We start from the raw sequence: 17,504 nt of genomic DNA, 5'->3' as shown, positions 1-17,504 counted from the left end.
GCGGCTACGTTCCGGCGCGCACCGGCCGCCCCGCATACACGCGCGTTTCATAGGCGAAGTTCACGCGGCCGTCCTGCTGGGTCGTATCGAACAGTTCGCGCAGCGCGGCGAGCATGGGTGCGTGGCGCGCGTCGCCGGGTTGCGGCGCATACGACGACGACATCAGCCGCCCGCTCAGGCCGTCGAAATCGAGTAACTGCGCGTTCGGAAACACCGTCTGGTGCTCGAAGCCTTCGCCGAACCAGTGCGCCATTGCCGCGGCGTCGGGATAGGTTTCGGCAACCTGGGCGTAATCGGCGCAAAACCGCTGCAGCAGCGCTTCGTAGCCCTCCAGAAACGCGGAGCCCTCGAGCAGACGGCTGTTCCAGAACAGCACGATCTTGCCGCGCGGCTTGAGGATGCGCGCGAACTCGCGCCGCGTCTCGTCCTTGCGGAACCAGTGAAACGCCTGCGCGGCGCTCACGAGGTCCACGCTGGACTCGGCGAGCGTCGTGGCTTCGGCCGTGCCCGCAACGCTGCGATAACGCCCGTCCTGCGCGTAAGCGGCGAGAAACGCATCGGCGGCTTCGCGCATGGCGGCGTTCGGCTCGACGGCCGTGACCGGATGACCGGCATCGAGAAAGAGCTTCGTGGAAAGCCCCGTGCCCGCGCCGATATCGGCCACCGCCGCGCCCGGCGCGACGCCCAGTTCCACCTGCGCGAAGGTCGCCACTTCACGCGGATAGGCGGGACGGAATTTCACGTAGTCTGCGACCCGGTTGGTGAAGCGCCGGGTGGAATCGTCGATCATCGTTCGCCCTCGTCACGTGCTGCTACGAGCCGCCGCCGAGGAGCATCAGCAGTCCCCAGAGGAAACGGCACACCATCACGATCAGCTCCCAGAGCTGGATCAGTTGCTGCCAGAGCACGGCTGGCGTGGCCTGGCCCAAAAATGCTTCGATCATGTGAATTCCGCGGCTGTGTCACGCCGCTCTGACAGCGTCCCTGAGCCCCGATCATAACGTGCGGCGCCCTGGCGGCGCGAAAGCGGCCCCGGATGCAAAAACGGCGCGCGAACCGTTGCGGTCCGCGCGCCGTATCCGGCCAAGGCTGGCGTCCGAGGGCTCAGACCGCCATCTGCATGCGTTTGCGCTCGGCGCGCTGCATGAAGTAATTGCCGACGATCACGCCCACCGTCACCACGGCGATAAAGAGCGTGGCGAGCGCGTTCATCTCCGGATTCAGGCCGAGACGCACGCGCGAGAACACCACGAGCGGCAGCGTGGTCGAGCCGGGCCCCGAGAGAAACGCCGAGAGCACGAGGTCGTCGATCGACAGCGTGAACGACAGCAGCCAGCCGGCCGCGAGCGCCTGCGAGATGAGCGGCAGCGTGATCTGGAAGAACACCTTGAACGGCGTCGCGCCGAGATCGAGCGCGGCCTCTTCGAGCGACGGGTTCAGTTCGCGCACGCGCGACTGCACGATGATGGCGACGTACGAGATGCAGAGCATGACGTGGCCGATCCAGATCGTGAAAACACCGCGCCCCGCGGGCCAGCCGAGCAGCTTGCCCATTTCCACGAACAGCAGCAGGAGCGAAATGCCCTGGATCACTTCGGGAATCACGAGCGGCGCGTTGATCATGCCCGTGTAGAGCGTGAAGCCGCGGAAATTGCCCATGCGCGCGAGCACGAAGCCCGCCCACGTGCCGATGATGACGGAGGCGAACGCCGTCATCAGCGCGACGCGCAGCGAAAGCCACGCGGCGGCGATGAGTTCGTCGTCCTGCAGCAGCGCGGCGTACCAGCGCGTGGAAAAGCGCGTCCACACCGTGACGAGCTGCGACTCGTTGAACGAATAGACGATCAGGCTGACGATGGGGATATAGAGGAACGCGAAGCCGAGGCCGAGCGCGATCCAGCGCAATACGGGATTCGGTTTCATTTGCCGCGCTCCTCCAGTTCCTTCGCCTGGAAGTGCTGGAACAGCGCCATCGGCACGAGCAGCAGCAACACCATCGCGCAGGTCACGGCGGAGGCCATCGGCCAGTCGGCATTGTCGAAGAACTCGTTCCACATGACGCGGCCGATCATCAGCGTATTCGCGCCGCCGAGCAGCTCGGGAATCACGTACTCGCCCACCGCCGGAATGAACACCAGCAGGCAGCCCGCGATGATGCCGTTCTTCGAGAGCGGCAGCGTGATCTCGAGGAACGCGCGCCACGGTTTCGCGCCCAGATCGTAGGCGGCTTCGAGCAGCGTGAGGTCCATCTTCACGAGATGCGCGTAGAGCGGCATCACGAGGAACGGCAAATACGAATACACCATGCCGATATAAACCGCCGTATTCGTGTGATACAGCTCCAGCGGCGAATGGATGATGCCGATCGACATCAGGAAGTTGTTCAGGAGTCCGTTGTTCTTGAGAATGCCGATCCACGCATACACGCGAATCAGGAACGAGGTCCAGAACGGCAGCATCACGGCCATCATGAGGATGTTGCGCGAGGCCGGATTCGAGCGCGCGATGTAATACGCCATCGGGTAACCGATGAGCAGGCACAGCAGCGTCGAGATGCCCGCCACGACCACCGAATTCACGTAGGTCGCGAAGTACAGGCTGTCCTGGAACAGAAACGCGTAGTGCGAAAAATCGAGCGCGACGTGCAGGACGCCATCGGCGAACGAGGTGAGTTCCGTGTACGGCGGAATGCCGAGCTGCTGGTCGGCGAAGCTGATCTTCACCACCAGGATGAACGGCACGAGGAAGAACAGCAGCAGCCAGAAGAACGGCCCCGCCACCACCGCCGTGCGGCCGGTCAGATTGAAGCGCTTGACCGGCCAGTGCAGGAGATTCCTGAGCGTGCCGGTCATGACGTCAGCACCACCCCGGCCGAGGCGCTCCAGCGCACGTAGACCTCGTCTTCCCAGGTGGGCGAGTCGATCTCGGAGAGCGCGAGGCTCGACATGTTCGCGACCACGGTTTTGCCCGAGTCGAGCTTCACGTGATAGAGCGAATAGCCGCCCATGTAAGCGATGTTCTTGACGATGCCGCGGCCCCAGTTGAAGGTGCCTTCGGGCGGCTTGCGCGTGAGCGCGATGCGCTCGGGGCGCACCGAGATCGTCACGGGCATGCCGAGCGGCCCGGTGATGCCGTGGTTCACGTAGAGGCGCACGGGCAGATCCGGCGACTCCACGAACACGTGATCGGGCTCGTCTTCCACCACGTTGCCGTCGAACAGGTTCGTCGAGCCGATGAATTCCGCCGAAAAACGGCTGTTCGGATATTCGTAGACTTCGTTGGGCGTGCCGAGCTGCACGATCTGGCCTTCGCTCATCACGGCGAGGCGCCCCGCCATCGTCATCGCCTCTTCCTGATCGTGCGTGACCATGATGCAGGTAACGCCCACTTTATCGAGGATGTTGACGAGTTCGATCTGTGTGCGCTGGCGAATCTGCTTGTCGAGCGCCGACATCGGCTCGTCGAGCAACAGCAGCTTCGGGCGCTTCACGAGCGAGCGCGCGAGCGCCACGCGCTGCTGCTGACCGCCCGAAAGCTGATGCGGCTTGCGCTTCGCGAACCGCGACATCTGCACGAGTTCGAGCGCATTGGCCACGCGCTCCTGCAACTCGGCTTTCTTCACGCCTTCCTGACGCAGCCCGAAACCGACGTTCGACTCGACCGTCATGTGCGGAAAGAGCGCATACGACTGGAACATCATGTTGACCGGACGGCGATACGGCGGCAGCGCGGCGAGGTCCTCACCGTCGATCAGGATCTTGCCCGACGTGACGGTTTCGAGGCCCGCGAGCATGCGCAGCAAGGTGGACTTGCCGCAGCCCGAACTGCCGAGCAGCGCGAACAGCTCGCCCTTTTTTACCGAAAGATTGACGCCCTTGACGGCCGTCGTCTCGCCAAACTTCTTGACGACGTCGACAACCTGCACGAAGTTGTCCGCGGCGGAATCGGCGCTACTGGCCGCGGCGAAGCCCGAAGGCGACGCACCGGCTGCTGCCGGCACGCTCGACTGGTCACTCATGATTCTCTCTGCCCTGCCTTGTTGCTGGTCGGGTGTTGACGAACAAAGCCCCCGGCGGCATGCCGAGGGCTCGGGTAAAACGCTCAGGCGGCGCGCCCGCGCCTTGCCGGCCGCGCCTCGCCTCGTGGGTCACATCAGCGGCCCGACTTGAACTCGGTCCACAGACGCGTTTGCAAGCGCTGGATTTCCGGCGGCAGCGGCTTGAGCAGGAACAGCGTCTTGAGCACTTCCGGCGACGGATACACGGCCGGATCGTTGGCGATGTCCTTGTCCACGTACTTGCGTGCTTCGGCGTTCGCGCTCGGGTAGTACACGGCGTTGGTGATCGCGGCGTGGACCTGCGGCGTTTCGATGTAGTTGATCCACTGTTCGGCCGCGTCCTTGTGCTGCGCGTCCTTCGGAATCACCATCACGTCGAACCAGATCGGCGCGCCGCCCTTCGGGATGTAGTACTCGATCTTGTACGGCTTCTTCGCCTCGATCGCGCGATGCTTGGCGATCACGACGTCGCCCGACCAGCCGTACGCGAAGCAGACGTCGCCGCCAACCATGTCGTTGATATAGCCCGACGAGTTGAACTGCGTGATGTACGGGCGGATCTTCTTCATCATCGCGAGCGCGGCGCGATAGTCGTCCGGATTCGTCGAAAGCGGATCCTTGCCGATGTAGTGCAGCGCCGCCGCGAACATCTGGTCCGGCGCGTCGAGCACGGAAACGCCGCAAGCCTTCAGCTTCGAGATGTTCTCGGGCTTGAAAAGGATGTCCCAGTTATCCAGCGGCACGTTCTTGCCGAGGATCTGCTGCGCCTTGGTGACGTTGTAGGCAAGACCCGTGGTGCCGTAGGCCCAGGGCACCGCGTACTTGTTGCCCGGGTCCGCGCCGGCGACCAGCGCCATCAGTTGCGGATCGAGATACTTGAGATTAGGGATCTTCGACTTGTCGAGCGGCGCGAAGATATTGGCGGCGATCTGCTTGCCCGCGTAGTTGCTGGTGGGCACGACGATGTCGTAGCCCGAATTGCCCGCGAGCAGCTTGGCCTGCAGCGTGTCGTCGCTGTCGTAGTTGTCGTACTTGACGTTGATGCCGGTTTGCTTCGTGAAGTTCGGAATCGTGTCTTTGGCGATGTAATCGGACCAGTTGTACACGTTCAGCTGCGTGTCTTTCGCCACCGACGACAGCCACGGCGCCGCGCACAGCGCGACCACGGCCAGTTGCGCCACCACCCCTTTCTTCATTCCGTTCTCCGATCCTTTCCGGCCCCAGCCGGACGCCTGCCTCGCTTGATACCGCGCTCGATGCCGCGCCCGTGCGCGACCCCCAGAATTTACCGAACCTACCATCAAACCCGCTACCCGACAAAAAAAACGCCGCTGTGTCGCGCCGCTGTGTCGCGCAAACGGAACACGTCTGAAACACGTGCCGCGCGCGACTCCGGCGGGTTGCGCGTCGACGGTAAATCGCGCGCAATTTTAGCCGTTTCCGGGCCCGTGTCCATAAAAAACCGTTGGAACGGCGCATCGGTTCGACCGCTTTCCTGGCCCGGGCCGCTTCATCGCCGCGCGGCACGATCGGCGCAGCCCTTGCGAACGCGGCAAGTTATTGCGCATAGCTTGCAGCCGGCTTTCTTTCGGGCATGGACTGCGCCCGTGGGGACAGCGGGTTGCCGATGCGGGGTCGATGCGGTGTCAACGGTAGGTCGCTGGGTGTCGAGGGGTATCGGCGGGCATCGGCAGCGTTTGAGTTAACATAGCGGGGTTTCGCTGCGCTTTTGTTCCTGCTTTCGCCGCTACCGCCCGCTCGCCGCGCGGCATGCCGGCATCCCGCCCCAAGGCTTTCCGATGGCATCCAATCTTCACGAACTCCCCGACAGCCCGTGCATCGGCGTTTGCTCGACGCTCTTCGACGACATCTGCAAAGGCTGCGGCCGCACCGCGATGGAAGTGTCCAACTGGGTGTTTCTGAGCGACGAGGAAAAACAGGCCGTCTGGGACCGCATCCAGCGCGAAGGCACGGCCATGCGGTTCCAGAAAGACGGCGCCTGAGCGCTTCCCGGCAATAAAAAACGCCGGACAGCGCCGGCGTTTCAGAAGAGGTCAAGCGGCGCTCAGAATTTCATGCCGACGCCGAGACCCACCACGAGCGGATCGATATGCAGCGTACCGAGCGGCGTTCCCCCGAGCGACGCGTCGGTGTGCATCCAGATCTTCTTGATATCCGCGTTCACGAACACGCGCTTCGTGACCTGAAAGTCGATACCGAACTGCAGCGCCGGACCGAAGCTGTGGTTGTTGATCGACACCGACTCGCCGCCGGCGTGCAGACCGTTGTTGTAGAACAGCGTGTAGTTCAGGCCCGCGCCCACGTACGGCCGCACTTTGCCCGCGTTGTTGAAGTGGTATTGCAGCAGCAGCGTGGGGGGCAGCACGCCAACTCCGCCGAGCGCGCCGATCTTCGAGGTGACCTGGTTGCGCGACGTGCCCAGAATCAGCTCCACGCCAATGTTGTTCGTCGCCATGTAGGTGAAGTCCAGCTCGGGCACGAGCGCGTTGTTCACGTTGGTACCGAGCGTATTGAGCGTGGCGCTCGAGCGCGCGTCCGGCATGATGTCGATGGCACGCAGGCGCACGAGCCAGTCGCCCGCGTAGATGCCCGAGTCGGGCGAACCGGCTGCGCTGGCCGGCGCCGCGAACATGGCCGCGCCCATGGCAAGAGCCGCGGCAGCGGCGATTTTGGTAATGACTTGCATCGAAATTCCCCGTTCCTGTTGGTCGCTTCTGTACGCTTTGTGACTACCTGCAAATTGTCAGAGACGGGGTGCGGCGCAGCATTGAGTTTTATCAAGCGAGCGCGAACGCCGCCCGCGCTGCGACCGCCGGTCGCGCAGCACCGGTGAGCAGCAGTTCCAGCAGGTCGCGCACGCTGCGTATGGCGTTGCCGAACGGCAACGCTTCGCGGCCGCGGAAGAAGAGACCATTGGCGACGTCGCCGCGCAACGCTGCCGCCAGACGCGTGTCGATGCAGAAGTGCCCGAACTTTTCGATGCCGTCGCGCAGGCCGCACGCGGAAAGACATTCGAGGCTCGTCGGGCAGGCGAGCTTGAGCGAGCCGATCTTCTGGCGGATGCGCGACTCGTTGCGCAAGTAGCGCTCGAGCCACGGCGTTTTCACGGCGCGCGCGGGCAAGCCGGTAACGCTCACGAATTCGACAATGTCTTCCGGCTGCGCGCCGGCGAGCACGCGCTTGAAGTCGGGGTGCGCGTCGCCCTCTTCCGTCACCGCGAACGGCGTGCCGATCTGCACGCCGTTCGCGCCCGCTTCGAGCCACTGGCGCACCGCGTCATGACTGTTGATGCCGCCCGCCACCACGAGCGGCACGTCGCGCCGCGTGATGCCGAGCGAGGCGTAGACGCCTTCGAGTTCTTCGAAGATCTTCGCGAACTCGAAGCGTTCGTTGCCCATGTCGGCGATGTCGGTCACGCCCAGGTGGCCGCCCGCGTGCGCCGGATGCTCGATCACGATGGCGTCGGGCAAACGGCCCTTCTTCAGCCACTTCTTGAGCACGAGCGCCACGCCGCGCGCATCCGAGAGTATGGGCACGAGCGCGATATCCACGCCCGCCGTGAGGTCGGGCAGATCGAGCGGCAGGCCCGCGCCCATGACGATGGCGTCGGCGCCGTGCTCGCAGGCGGCGCGCACGTAGTCGGCATGCGCGTTCACCGCCTTCATCACGTTCACGGCGATCATGCCGTTGCCGCCCGCGACCTTGCGCGCCGCGGCGATCTCGCGGCCGAGCGCGATCAGGTTCGCGCGGGCGAGCGTGTCGTGCGAGGGATCGGCGCGGCACATCTCCATGAGGTCCGCGTGATGATGACGCAGGTCGATGCTGGCGATGGTGCCGAGCGCGCCCTCACGCGCGACGCTGCCCGCGAGCCGGTGCGCCGAAATACCAACGCCCATGCCGCCTTGCACGATGGGCAGCAGCTGACGGCCGCGAATCTCGAGTGGCGCGAAGGAGTGTGTAGGAAACATGGTGACCCGCCTGGCTTTAGTCGATGACAAAGCGCTAATGGTCGCTTGCCATCGCCGGAAATTTTTGCCTTTTCTCAAGACAACTGCCCAGCGGCGCGGCGGGTTTAAGACTGCGTGATTTTTATCAACACGTCGATTAAAAGGATTTGCGAATGCGGGGCGCCTTGCCGAAGCCTTTCGGTCGCGCGCTTATACTCGTGCGCTCCTCCACTCGCTCTCGCGTTCATGAACCGCACGCTCATTGGCCTCGCCGCCCTGCTCGTTCCCGCGCTCGCGCACGCGGGCTGCGAAGACCACTACGCGCAATGGACGCAGCAGCTGCATCCGGGCCGCACGCTCGACACCGAACACGCGGCCTGCAAGGTCTGGCCGGCGAACGAGGCGCTCACGATCGCGGCGCTGCCGCTGCCGCAAAAGGGCAACAGCGAGGATCAGGGCAGCGACGATCTCGAAGTGCTCGTCGCGGACACGAAGACGGGCGCGATCGTCGCGCATCGGTTCCAGCCGGCGGCGATCACGTACGACGCGATGCGCTTCGAGAAGCTCGAGCTCGACACGGCGCGCTACCAGCTCACGCCCGCGAGTCGTGCATTCGGAGTGCGCGTGTCGCACGGTGGGTCGTCGCGCGTCAGCCCCTACGACGCGACCGCGTTGAGCCTGTACGTGATCGACGGCGGCAGCCTGCGCGTCGTACTCGACCGTCTGGTAATGAGCGAGTCCACGGGCGACTGGGACGGCAATTGCGCGGGCAGCTTCGACGCCACGACGCGCACGCTCGATCTCGGCCCGGCGGGCAAGGACGGCTATGCGGCGCTCAAGGTGACGGAAAAGTCGGTGCACACGATCAACACGCCCACCAAGGACGATTGCGCAAGCAAGGATCAGCCCGCGAAGCGCGTGAGCGTCACGCTCGGATACCGCAACGGGCAATACGGTGTGCCGAAGGGCATGCAGTACAGCGATTGACGTTGGTTTGCGCGACATAATGAAAAACGGGCGACGTGGTTAGCGTCGCCCGTTTCATTTACCGCAATCAGCCAACACTCAATGCAGACCCTGGCTCGCCAGGAAGTCTTCGTAATTGCCGCTGTAGTCGTTGATCTTGCCGTCCGTCTTCACTTCGATAATGCGGTTCGCGAGGCCGTTCACGAATTCGCGGTCGTGCGAAACGAAGATCAGCGTGCCTTCGAACTTTTCCAGCGCGATCTGCAGCGACTCGATCGATTCCATGTCCATGTGGTTGGTGGGCTCGTCCATCAGCAGCACGTTGTGGCGGCCGAGCATCAGCTTGCCCCAGATCATGCGGCCCTTCTCGCCGCCCGACAGTACCTTGACCGACTTGCGGATGTCGTCGGCGTTGAACAGCAGGCGGCCGAGCGTGCCGCGCACGGACTGCTCGTCGTCGCCTTCCTGGCGGTACTGGTCGATCCAGTCCATCAGCGTGACGTCGCTCGGGAACTCTTCGTACGTGTCCTGCGGCATATAGCCGATGCTCGCGTTTTCGGCCCACTTCACCGAGCCGTTATCGACCGCGACATTGCCCAGCAGCGAGCGCAGCAGTGTGGTCTTGCCCGCGCCGTTTTCGCCGATGATCGCGATACGCTCGCCCGGCTGCACGCTGATCGTGAATTTGTTGAAGATGCGGCGCTCGTAGGTCTTCGTGATCTCGTCCGCGACCACGACGATGTTGTGCAGCTTCTTCTCGAACTCGAAACGGATGAACGGGTTCTGACGCGACGACGGCTTGAATTCCTCGATCTTGATCTTGTCGATCATCTTCAGACGGCTGGTGGCCTGACGCGCCTTCGACTTGTTCGCCGAGAAGCGGCGCACGAAGTCTTGCAGGTCCGCCACGCGTTCTTTCGCCTTGGCGTTGGCGTTCTGCTGGCGCTCGCGCGCCTGCGTGCTCGCCAGCATGTAGTCGTCGTAGTTGCCCGGATAGACCTTGAGCGTGCCGTAGTCCATGTCCGCCATGTGCGTGCAGACCTGGTTCAGGAAGTGTCGATCGTGGGAAATGATGATCATGGTCGAGTTGTACTCGTTCAGAACATCTTCCAGCCAACGGATCGAGTTGATGTCGAGGTTGTTGGTCGGTTCGTCGAGCAGGAGCACGTCCGGCTTCGAGAACAGCGCCTGTGCCAGCAGCACGCGCAGCTTCCAGCCCGGCGCCACGCCGCTCATCGTGCCGTTGTGGAATTCCGTGTCGATGCCGATGCCGAGCAGCAGTTCGCCCGCGCGCGCCTCGGCCGTGTAGCCGTCGTACTCGGCGAATTTCGCCTCGAGTTCGGCGGCGTGCATGTAGTCGTCGTCGGTGGCCTCGGGGTTCGCGTAGATCGCGTCGCGCTCGCTCATTGCGGCCCACATTTCGGTGTGGCCCATCATGACGACGTCGAGCACGCGCACGTCTTCGTAGGCGAACTGATCCTGGCGCAGTTTGCCGAGACGCACGTTCGGTTCGAGGATGACGTTGCCCGAGCTTTGCTCGAGGTCGCCGCCCAGGATTTTCATGAACGTGGACTTGCCGCAACCGTTCGCGCCGATCAGGCCATAGCGGTTGCCTTCGCCGAATTTGACCGAGATGTTCTCGAACAAGGGCTTCGGCCCGAATTGCATGGTGATGTTGGCGGTAGAGAGCACAGCGCGTCCCGAAAGTAGATCGACGAAAAACCTGTAATTTTAGCAGGTTATGGTGCACAGCGCGTGAGCGCGGGCTGGTCAGGCGGCCACGGCGACGCGCTTTCGCGACAACGCGACGCCCCGCGACTCCCGATATCCGGCGAATGCGCCGGAAATGCCGGTTGCGCATCGCGCGTGCGTCCCACGCGGTGCGCGGGCGGTCCCGTGTCCGAAAAAAGGGGCGCGGATCGCGCCGGCGCGCCGCTCGTCCGCCGAGCATGCCACGCGCGAATGTGGGCAATGTGAATACCGGCGACGTCGCCGATCACGACGACGATGCGAAAACGCATGCGAAACGCGTGCCAAACACCGCGCGAGCTGGCGCGGTGGCGGCGAGTTCTCGCCCGAACGCCCGCCCTATCGCCCGTCCGGCCGTTCAGGCGCCGCCGCGCGGCGTTTGCAGGATCTCGACGAAACCGGAAAAGTCCGCGTCGGCGAGTCCCATTGCGGCGCCGAGTCGCAAAATCTGCTGGACCGCACCCGAAACGGGCATGGGCGTGCCGGTCTGGGCCGCGGCCGCCGCGATCGTCTCCACGTCCTTCTGGAATGTGCGGAGCGCGCCGATGGGTTCGAGCCCGTCCTGCGTCATGCGCGGCACGAAGGTGCGCAATAGCGTCGAGTCGGCCCAGCCGCCCGCGAGCGCCTCGGGCAATTTGGCGGCGTCGATGCCGCTGCGGCGCGCGAGGCTCACCGCCTCGGCGATCGCACATACGGTTGCCGTGACGATCGCCTGATTGCAGAGCTTGGTGGTCTGACCCGCGCCCACCGCGCCCATGTGCGTCACGCGCGCCGCATAGGCGCTCAGGATGGGCGCCACCGCTTCGACGTCGGCGGCCGCCCCGCCCGCCATGATCGCGAGCGTGCCGTTCTGCGCGCCCGCCACGCCGCCCGAGACCGGCGCATCGACCCATGCCACGCCCAGCGCCGCCGCGCGTTGCGCGAGCGCACGCGTGACGTCGGGCGGAATGCTCGAATGATCGACGATGCAACGTGTGCGTACCGCCGCGCCCGCGCCGAGCAGCCCCTGTTCGCCGAACACGACCGCTTCCACCGCGGCCGCGTCGGCCACGCACAGCAGCACCACGTCGGCGTTCACGGCGAGCGCGCGTGGCGCCGGCGCGACGCTGGCGCCTGCCGCAACCAGCGCTTCGGCCTTGGCCGGCGTGCGGTTCCAGACTTGCACCGCGTGACCCGCGCGCAACAAATGCCCGATCATCGGCGCGCCCATCAATCCCGGTCCGCAAAAGCCCAGCGCCTGCCTGTCCATCTCCCGTCTCCTGTGTGGTCGTTGCCCGCGCGCGCCGTCACGCGCGCCGCCATGATACCGACGCCACGACGCCAGGGTTTGCTTTACCTAGGCGTCGGCATTCTGATCCGCTATCTATACTCCGTTGGCGCCTGTTTCCCTCGTCGGGCGCCCCACTCGCGCCCCCGCGGAGACCCTGTCATGAGTGACCACGTCTACAAGCAGATCGAACTCACCGGCTCGTCCAAGGTGTCCAGCGACGACGCCATTCGCTGCGCCATCGCCCGCGCCTCGAAAACGCTGCGTCAGTTGCACTGGTTCGAGGTCGTGGAGACGCGCGGGCTGATCGAGCACGATCAGATCTCGTTCTGGCAGGTCACGATCAAGGTCGGCATGCGACTCGACGATTGACGCGTTTTCTCGTCTTCGAGCGCGACCGCCAAAACGAAACGGCTGCGCGAACCCGCAAGGGTCGCGCAGCCGTTTTGCGTCCGACGGCTGAAATCGTCGGAGGAAAGCCGGCGCGCCGCAACTGAACGGCGCATCGGCCCAACGTCAACTTACTTCGGCAGCGAGCCGTCCACGCCTTCCACGTACCAGTTCAGACGCTGCAGTTCCGGGTCGGTGAGCGTCTTGCCGGCCGGCACCTTGACGGCGCCCGACTGATCCTTGATCGGGCCCGTGAACACGTCCCACTTGCCGCCCGCGATGGCTTCGCGCTTCGCGGCCACGGCCTTCTGCGCGTCGGCGGAGAGATCGGCGGTGTTCACGTCGCCGAGATCGACGGCCTTCTGCGGAATGCCCCACCACACGGGATCGTTCTTCCACTTGCCGTCGAGCACCTGCTGGATCACGGCCGTGTAGTACACGCCCCAGTTCGCTTCCACCGAGCCGAGGTGCGCGTGCGGACCGAACTTCTTCATGTTCGAATCCCAGCCGAACGCGTGCACGTGCTTCTCTTCGGCGGTGGCGAGCGTGGCGCTCGAGTCGGTGTTTTGCAGCAGCACGTCGGCGCCCTGCCCGATCAGCGTTTCGGCGGCCTGCTTTTCCTTGCCCGGATCGAACCAGCTGTTGATCCAGATGACCTTGGTGTGGACCTTCGGATTCACCGAGCGCGCGCCCAGCGTGTAGGCGTTGATGTTGCGCACGACTTCGGGAATCGGCACCGACGCCACGAAGCCGAGCGTGTTCGTCTTCGTCGCATAACCGGCCGCGACGCCCGCGAGATACGCGCCCTGATACATGCGCACGTCATAGGTGCCGAAGTTCGGCGCCTTCTTGTAGCCGGTCGCGTGCAGGAAGACCGTGTCGGGGAAATCCTTGGCGACCTTGAGTTCGAAGTCCTGATAACCGAAGCTCGAACCGAAGATGATCTTGTTGCCCTTGCTCGCGAGATCGCGGAACACGCGTTCTGAGTCCGCCGATTCCGGCACGTTTTCCACGCGCGTGATCTTGATCTTGTTGCCGAACTTCTGCTCGGCCATCTTCGAGCCCTGATCGTGCGCGTAGGTCCAGCCGGCATCGCCCGGATTGCCGAGGTAGACGAACGCGACGCCCGGCGCGTCGGCGGCCTGCGCCGTGCTCGCGAGCGCCGCCGTGCCGCACGCGGCGGCAACGGCGAAAGCGGTCAGGATGGTTTTTTTCATCGTGGATCTCCTGTCGTAAATAGATAAAGCGGCGAATGCAATCAATGACCTGGGCGGCCCCACCTGGGCGGCCCCACCTAGGCGGCGCCAAAGAACGGCTTGCCGAGCGAGGCCGGCGCGTTCAGTCGAATGGTGTTCGGGTTGCGCGAGATGAGCACGAGCACCACCACGGTGGCGACGTACGGCAGCATGGCGAGGAACTGCGTGGGCACCGGCACGCCAATGGCCTGCGCATAGAACTGCGCGCCCGTGACCGCGCCGAACAGCAGCGCGCCGATCAACAGGCGGCCCGGACGCCACGTGGCGAACACCACCAGCGCGAGCGCGATCCAGCCGCGCCCGGCCGTGATCTGCTCCTGCCACAAATGCAGTTGCACGACCGAGTAATAGCTGCCCGCGAGCCCGGCCATCGCGCCGCCGAATGCGGTCGCGCCGTAGCGCACGCCGATCACGGGAAAGCCCACCGAATGCGCGACCTGCGGCGACTCGCCAACGGAGCGCAGCACGAGCCCGGCGCGCGTGCGATAGAGGAACCAGCCGACCACGGCGAACATGACGAACGCGAGATAGTCCACCGGCGTGAGGTTGAACAGCGCGGGCCCGAGCACGGGCAGGTGCGAGAGGCCCGGAATCGGCCAGGCGGCGATCGTTGCCGAGGTCGCGGCCGAGGTGTACGGCTTGCCCACGTACGCGGACAAACCCACGCCGAAGATCGTCAGCGAAAGCCCGGTGGCGACCTGGTTCGCCAGCATGGTAAGCGTGAGAAAGCCGAACAGCAGCGCCATCGCCACGCCCGCGCCCATGCCCGCGAGCAGGCCGAGCCACGGACTGCCCGTGATCGTGGTGACGGCGTAGCCGGTCACGGCGCCCATCAGCATCATGCCTTCGACGCCGAGGTTGAGCACGCCCGACTTTTCCGTGACGAGTTCGCCCACGCCCGCGAACATCAGCGGAATGGCGGCGGTGACGGCGCTCGACGCGAGCGAACTGGCTTGCTGGATATCCATGGCGTTAGGCTTGTTTCGTGGTGGTGTCGATGAGGGCATGACGGCGGCGCACGCGATAGTTCACGAACAGATCCGCGCCCAGCAGGCAGAAGAGCAGCAAGCCCTGGAACACGCCCGAGAGCGCCTGCGGCAGTTGCAGCGAGGTCTGCACCGCTTCGCCGCCGAGATAGAGCAGCGCCATCAGCAGACTCGCGAGCACGATGCCCACCGGATGCAGCCGCCCGACGAACACGACGATGATCGCCGTGAACCCGTAGCCCGGCGACCACGTGGCCTGCAACTGGCCGATCGGTCCCGCGATCTCGCCCATGCCCGCGAGCCCCGCGAGACCGCCCGAGAGCAGCAGCGACGTCCAGATGGTTTTCTTCTCCGAGAAACCGGCATAGCGCGCGGCCAGCGGCGCGAGACCGCCTACGCTCATGCGATAACCGGCGAAGCTGCGGCGCATGAACAGCCACACGAGCGGAATGGCCGCGAGCGTGAGAAAAATCGACGCGTTCAGGCGCGTGCCGCGCAGCCAGTGAATACGCCAGTCGCCGCCGAAGGTGGGATACAGCGCGTCGCCGCTGAACATCTCCGAAAGCGGAAAGTTCATGCCCTGCGGATCGCGCCACGGACCGCTCACGAGCCAGATCAGCAGTTGCGTGGCCACGTAGGTGAGCATCAGGCTCACGAGAATTTCGTTGGTGTTGAAGCGGCTTTTGAGCCAGGCGGGAATCGCCGCCCATGCCATGCCGCCGAGCACGCCCGCGATCATCATGAGGAACAGGATCCACCAGCCCGAGGCCTGGTCGAAGTAAATCGCCACGCCGCTCGCCGCGATGCCGCCGAGCACCATCTGGCCTTCCGCGCCTATGTTCCAGACGTTCGCGCGATACCCGGCCGCGAGACCGAGCGCGATCAGGCAAAGCGGCGACGCCTTGAGCAGCAGTTCGCTCCAGCCGTTGACGCTCGAGAGCGGTTCGATGAAGAACGCGTGCATCGCCTGCACGGGATCGCGGCCCACGAGGCCGAAAATCAGGAAGCCGATGGCGAGCGTGAGCGCCGCGGCAATCAGCGGCACGGCAATGCGCACCGTGCGCGAGGGCGCCGTGCGAGCTTCGAGTCGATACGGAAAGATCATGGCGTGCAGTGGGTGGTCGGTCTTGTGATTCAGTCGTGCCCGAATTCAGGCGTGCGCGACGGATTGCGCAGGCGGTTCGTTATCCTGACGATTGCCCGGGCCGCCGTCCTGCGCCGCGCGCTCGCCGAACAGCCCCGCCATCCAGCGGCCGATTTCCTCGGCGTTGGTCTCGCCCGTCAAGCGCGCCGGGGAGAGACGTCCGCCCGCGAGCACGGCAATGCGATCGCAGATGTCGAACAGTTCCTCGAGTTCTTCGGAGATCACGAGAATCGCCACGCCGCGCGCCGAGAGATCGAGCAACTGCTGGCGAATGAACGCCGCCGCGCCCACGTCGACGCCCCACGTGGGTTGCGCGACCACGAGCACTTTCGGCGTTTGCAGGATCTCGCGGCCAACAATGAACTTCTGCAGATTGCCGCCCGACAGACTTTGCGCGAGCGCATCGGGGCCGCCGCAGCGCACGTCGAACGCGCCGATGCAGCGCTCGGCGAACGCCCGCATCGCACCGGTCTTGAGCCAGCCCGAACGCACCATGCCTTCGCGATGCGCCGTGAGCAGCGCGTTTTCCGAGAGCGACATCGCCGGGACCGCGCCGCGACCGAGCCGCTCTTCCGGCACGAACGCGAAGCCGAGCTTGCGCCGCGCGCCCGCCGGGAGACGGCCCGCGGGCTTGCCGCAGATCGTCACGGCGCCGGCGGCCACGTGATGGCGGCCCGCCTGCGCTTCGCCCGAAAGCGCGGCCAGCAATTCGGCCTGACCGTTACCCGATACGCCGGCAATGCCCAGAATTTCGCCCGCGTGCACGCCGAACGAAACGCTGGCGAGCGAGGTGCCGAACGGGTCGTCGCTCGGCATCGACAGATCCTTCACGTCGAGCAGCACGTCGCCGGGCGTGTGGGCGCGGCGTGTGTAATCGGGCAACTCGCGGCCAACCATGAGCCGCGCGAGCGACGCGTGAGTTTCGTCGCGCGGCGTGACGTGGCCCGTGACCTTGCCGCCGCGCAGCACCGTGGCCGTGTCGCAGAGTTCCTGAATTTCGTCGAGCTTGTGGCTGATATAGAGAATGCTGCAGCCTTCCGAGGCGAGCCGCCGCAGCGTGCCGAACAGCTTGCGCACCGCCTGCGGCGTGAGCACGGAAGTGGGCTCGTCCATGATGAGGAGCCGTGGGTTTTGCAGCAGGCAGCGCACGATTTCCACGCGCTGGCGCTCGCCCACGGTGAGGCTGTGCACGTGGCGCTGCGGATCGACGTCGAGCCCGTACTGCCCCGACACCTCGCGAATGCGCGCGGCCAGCGCCTTGAGATCGAACGGCTCGTCGAGCGAGAGCGCGATGTTTTCGCCCACCGTCAGCGTTTCGAACAGCGAAAAATGCTGGAACACCATGCCGATGCCGAGCTTGCGCGCGGCCGCCGGGCTCGCGATCTCCACCGGCTGGCCTTCCCAGCGGATCTCGCCCGCGTCGGGCCGCACCGCGCCGTAGACGATCTTCATGAGCGTGCTCTTGCCCGCGCCGTTTTCGCCGAGCAACGCGTGGATCTCGCCGGGCGCGACCGTGAGCGTCACGTCGTCGTTGGCGCGCACGGCGGGATACTGCTTCGTGATGCCGGTGAGCGCGAGCCGCGGGACGCTATTGCGCCGCGTTTCGGCCGATGCCGCGTCTAGAGAAGAATCGCCCATGAAGTTCCGCCGTAGTACGTTATTGCTGTTCGCTTGCCGTTTTTCTTGCAGCCGTTCGCGTGGTTTCCCACAGAAGCGCGGCC

The 17,504-nt window shown here is 65.0% G+C and carries 17 protein-coding genes; 3 read left to right on the top strand and 14 right to left on the bottom strand.

Annotation, left to right across the window (positions count from 1 at the left end; translation table 11 throughout):
• Nucleotides 1–4: 4 nt before the first annotated feature.
• From FAZ98_RS06520 to FAZ98_RS06500, 6 genes are all read right to left on the bottom strand, one after another.
• Nucleotides 5–790 carry a class I SAM-dependent methyltransferase gene (locus FAZ98_RS06520; protein ID WP_158949870.1) on the bottom strand — a complete coding sequence of 262 codons (786 nt, stop codon included), beginning with the start codon at nucleotides 788–790 and terminating at the stop codon, nucleotides 5–7.
• A gap of 22 nt (nucleotides 791–812) precedes the next feature.
• On the bottom strand, nucleotides 813–944 hold the full coding sequence (locus FAZ98_RS35925; protein ID WP_267904837.1) for a hypothetical protein: 132 nt from the start codon (nucleotides 942–944) through the stop codon (nucleotides 813–815).
• Between the two features lie 160 nt (nucleotides 945–1,104).
• Nucleotides 1,105–1,923, bottom strand: a complete 819-nt coding sequence (locus FAZ98_RS06515; RefSeq protein ID WP_158949868.1) for an ABC transporter permease subunit — start codon at nucleotides 1,921–1,923, stop codon at nucleotides 1,105–1,107.
• Complete coding sequence (locus tag FAZ98_RS06510; protein ID WP_158949866.1) at nucleotides 1,920–2,852, bottom strand: ABC transporter permease subunit; 933 nt, start codon at nucleotides 2,850–2,852, stop codon at nucleotides 1,920–1,922. The genes FAZ98_RS06515 and FAZ98_RS06510 overlap by 4 nt, the downstream gene beginning before the upstream one ends.
• Nucleotides 2,849–4,018 carry an ABC transporter ATP-binding protein gene (locus tag FAZ98_RS06505; RefSeq protein WP_158949864.1) on the bottom strand — a complete coding sequence of 390 codons (1,170 nt, stop codon included), beginning with the start codon at nucleotides 4,016–4,018 and terminating at the stop codon, nucleotides 2,849–2,851. Before FAZ98_RS06505 ends, FAZ98_RS06510 begins: the two co-directional genes overlap by 4 nt.
• Before the next feature lie 134 nt (nucleotides 4,019–4,152).
• Nucleotides 4,153–5,253, bottom strand: coding sequence for a polyamine ABC transporter substrate-binding protein (locus FAZ98_RS06500; protein WP_158949862.1), 1,101 nt, complete (start codon nucleotides 5,251–5,253; stop codon nucleotides 4,153–4,155).
• Between the two features lie 603 nt (nucleotides 5,254–5,856).
• Between FAZ98_RS06500 and FAZ98_RS06495 the strand changes: the two genes are divergently transcribed.
• Nucleotides 5,857–6,060, top strand: coding sequence for a DUF1289 domain-containing protein (locus tag FAZ98_RS06495; protein ID WP_158949860.1), 204 nt, complete (start codon nucleotides 5,857–5,859; stop codon nucleotides 6,058–6,060).
• A gap of 62 nt (nucleotides 6,061–6,122) precedes the next feature.
• Here the strand turns inward: FAZ98_RS06495 and FAZ98_RS06490 are convergent, their stop codons facing one another.
• Both FAZ98_RS06490 and FAZ98_RS06485 read right to left on the bottom strand, forming a co-directional pair.
• Nucleotides 6,123–6,764 (bottom strand): OmpW/AlkL family protein, encoded by a 642-nt coding sequence (locus FAZ98_RS06490; protein ID WP_158949858.1) that lies wholly within the window; start codon nucleotides 6,762–6,764, stop codon nucleotides 6,123–6,125.
• A 91-nt stretch (nucleotides 6,765–6,855) separates the two neighbouring features.
• Nucleotides 6,856–8,046: an NAD(P)H-dependent flavin oxidoreductase gene (locus FAZ98_RS06485; RefSeq protein ID WP_158949856.1), complete on the bottom strand. Its 1,191-nt coding sequence runs from the start codon at nucleotides 8,044–8,046 to the stop codon at nucleotides 6,856–6,858.
• A 225-nt stretch (nucleotides 8,047–8,271) separates the two neighbouring features.
• Between FAZ98_RS06485 and FAZ98_RS06480 the strand changes: the two genes are divergently transcribed.
• The gene (locus tag FAZ98_RS06480) at nucleotides 8,272–9,012 is read left to right on the top strand and encodes a PA3715 family protein (RefSeq protein WP_158949854.1); all 741 of its coding nucleotides are present in this window, start codon (nucleotides 8,272–8,274) and stop codon (nucleotides 9,010–9,012) included.
• A 78-nt stretch (nucleotides 9,013–9,090) separates the two neighbouring features.
• Here the strand turns inward: FAZ98_RS06480 and FAZ98_RS06475 are convergent, their stop codons facing one another.
• Nucleotides 9,091–10,683, bottom strand: coding sequence for an ABC-F family ATPase (locus tag FAZ98_RS06475; protein ID WP_158949852.1), 1,593 nt, complete (start codon nucleotides 10,681–10,683; stop codon nucleotides 9,091–9,093).
• 415 nt (nucleotides 10,684–11,098) lie between these two features.
• Nucleotides 11,099–11,989: an NAD(P)-dependent oxidoreductase gene (locus FAZ98_RS06470; protein ID WP_158949850.1), complete on the bottom strand. Its 891-nt coding sequence runs from the start codon at nucleotides 11,987–11,989 to the stop codon at nucleotides 11,099–11,101.
• A gap of 180 nt (nucleotides 11,990–12,169) precedes the next feature.
• Here FAZ98_RS06470 and FAZ98_RS06465 point away from each other — a divergent pair, with 180 nt between their 5' ends.
• Nucleotides 12,170–12,379, top strand: a complete 210-nt coding sequence (locus tag FAZ98_RS06465) for a dodecin (protein ID WP_158949848.1) — start codon at nucleotides 12,170–12,172, stop codon at nucleotides 12,377–12,379.
• 149 nt (nucleotides 12,380–12,528) lie between these two features.
• Here the strand turns inward: FAZ98_RS06465 and FAZ98_RS06460 are convergent, their stop codons facing one another.
• The 4 genes from FAZ98_RS06460 to FAZ98_RS06445 all read right to left on the bottom strand — a co-directional run bounded on the left by FAZ98_RS06460 (nucleotide 12,529) and on the right by FAZ98_RS06445 (nucleotide 17,421).
• Nucleotides 12,529–13,614 carry a BMP family ABC transporter substrate-binding protein gene (locus FAZ98_RS06460; RefSeq protein WP_158949846.1) on the bottom strand — a complete coding sequence of 362 codons (1,086 nt, stop codon included), beginning with the start codon at nucleotides 13,612–13,614 and terminating at the stop codon, nucleotides 12,529–12,531.
• A 77-nt stretch (nucleotides 13,615–13,691) separates the two neighbouring features.
• Nucleotides 13,692–14,621 carry an ABC transporter permease gene (locus FAZ98_RS06455; RefSeq protein WP_158949844.1) on the bottom strand — a complete coding sequence of 310 codons (930 nt, stop codon included), beginning with the start codon at nucleotides 14,619–14,621 and terminating at the stop codon, nucleotides 13,692–13,694.
• 4 nt (nucleotides 14,622–14,625) lie between these two features.
• A complete protein-coding gene (locus FAZ98_RS06450; RefSeq protein ID WP_158949842.1) occupies nucleotides 14,626–15,744 on the bottom strand; it encodes an ABC transporter permease in 1,119 nt (372 codons plus the stop codon).
• 45 nt (nucleotides 15,745–15,789) lie between these two features.
• Nucleotides 15,790–17,421, bottom strand: a complete 1,632-nt coding sequence (locus FAZ98_RS06445) for an ABC transporter ATP-binding protein (protein ID WP_158949840.1) — start codon at nucleotides 17,419–17,421, stop codon at nucleotides 15,790–15,792.
• Between the last annotated feature and the right edge of the window lie 83 nt (nucleotides 17,422–17,504).

It is taken from the genome of Paraburkholderia acidisoli (assembly GCF_009789675.1).
Classification (GTDB): domain Bacteria; phylum Pseudomonadota; class Gammaproteobacteria; order Burkholderiales; family Burkholderiaceae; genus Paraburkholderia; species Paraburkholderia acidisoli.
The sequence above is the reverse complement of the archived record's forward strand: the minus strand, read 5'-3'. Positions and strand labels throughout refer to the sequence as shown.

What these genes read in the sequence shown, in the direction of transcription:
- FAZ98_RS06455 (WP_158949844.1), bottom strand. Translation starts at nt 14,621, where the DNA reads ATGGATATCCAGCAAGCCAGTTCGCTCGCGTCGAGCGCCGTCACCGCC.
- FAZ98_RS06470 (WP_158949850.1), bottom strand. Translation starts at nt 11,989, where the DNA reads ATGGACAGGCAGGCGCTGGGCTTTTGCGGACCGGGATTGATGGGCGCG.
- FAZ98_RS06520 (WP_158949870.1), bottom strand. Translation starts at nt 790, where the DNA reads ATGATCGACGATTCCACCCGGCGCTTCACCAACCGGGTCGCAGACTAC.
- FAZ98_RS06445 (WP_158949840.1), bottom strand. Translation starts at nt 17,421, where the DNA reads ATGGGCGATTCTTCTCTAGACGCGGCATCGGCCGAAACGCGGCGCAAT.
- FAZ98_RS06510 (WP_158949866.1), bottom strand. Translation starts at nt 2,852, where the DNA reads ATGACCGGCACGCTCAGGAATCTCCTGCACTGGCCGGTCAAGCGCTTC.
- FAZ98_RS35925 (WP_267904837.1), bottom strand. Translation starts at nt 944, where the DNA reads ATGATCGAAGCATTTTTGGGCCAGGCCACGCCAGCCGTGCTCTGGCAG.
- FAZ98_RS06460 (WP_158949846.1), bottom strand. Translation starts at nt 13,614, where the DNA reads ATGAAAAAAACCATCCTGACCGCTTTCGCCGTTGCCGCCGCGTGCGGC.
- FAZ98_RS06485 (WP_158949856.1), bottom strand. Translation starts at nt 8,046, where the DNA reads ATGTTTCCTACACACTCCTTCGCGCCACTCGAGATTCGCGGCCGTCAG.
- FAZ98_RS06500 (WP_158949862.1), bottom strand. Translation starts at nt 5,253, where the DNA reads ATGAAGAAAGGGGTGGTGGCGCAACTGGCCGTGGTCGCGCTGTGCGCG.
- FAZ98_RS06505 (WP_158949864.1), bottom strand. Translation starts at nt 4,018, where the DNA reads ATGAGTGACCAGTCGAGCGTGCCGGCAGCAGCCGGTGCGTCGCCTTCG.
- FAZ98_RS06465 (WP_158949848.1), top strand. Translation starts at nt 12,170, where the DNA reads ATGAGTGACCACGTCTACAAGCAGATCGAACTCACCGGCTCGTCCAAG.
- FAZ98_RS06450 (WP_158949842.1), bottom strand. Translation starts at nt 15,744, where the DNA reads ATGATCTTTCCGTATCGACTCGAAGCTCGCACGGCGCCCTCGCGCACG.
- FAZ98_RS06490 (WP_158949858.1), bottom strand. Translation starts at nt 6,764, where the DNA reads ATGCAAGTCATTACCAAAATCGCCGCTGCCGCGGCTCTTGCCATGGGC.
- FAZ98_RS06480 (WP_158949854.1), top strand. Translation starts at nt 8,272, where the DNA reads ATGAACCGCACGCTCATTGGCCTCGCCGCCCTGCTCGTTCCCGCGCTC.
- FAZ98_RS06495 (WP_158949860.1), top strand. Translation starts at nt 5,857, where the DNA reads ATGGCATCCAATCTTCACGAACTCCCCGACAGCCCGTGCATCGGCGTT.
- FAZ98_RS06515 (WP_158949868.1), bottom strand. Translation starts at nt 1,923, where the DNA reads ATGAAACCGAATCCCGTATTGCGCTGGATCGCGCTCGGCCTCGGCTTC.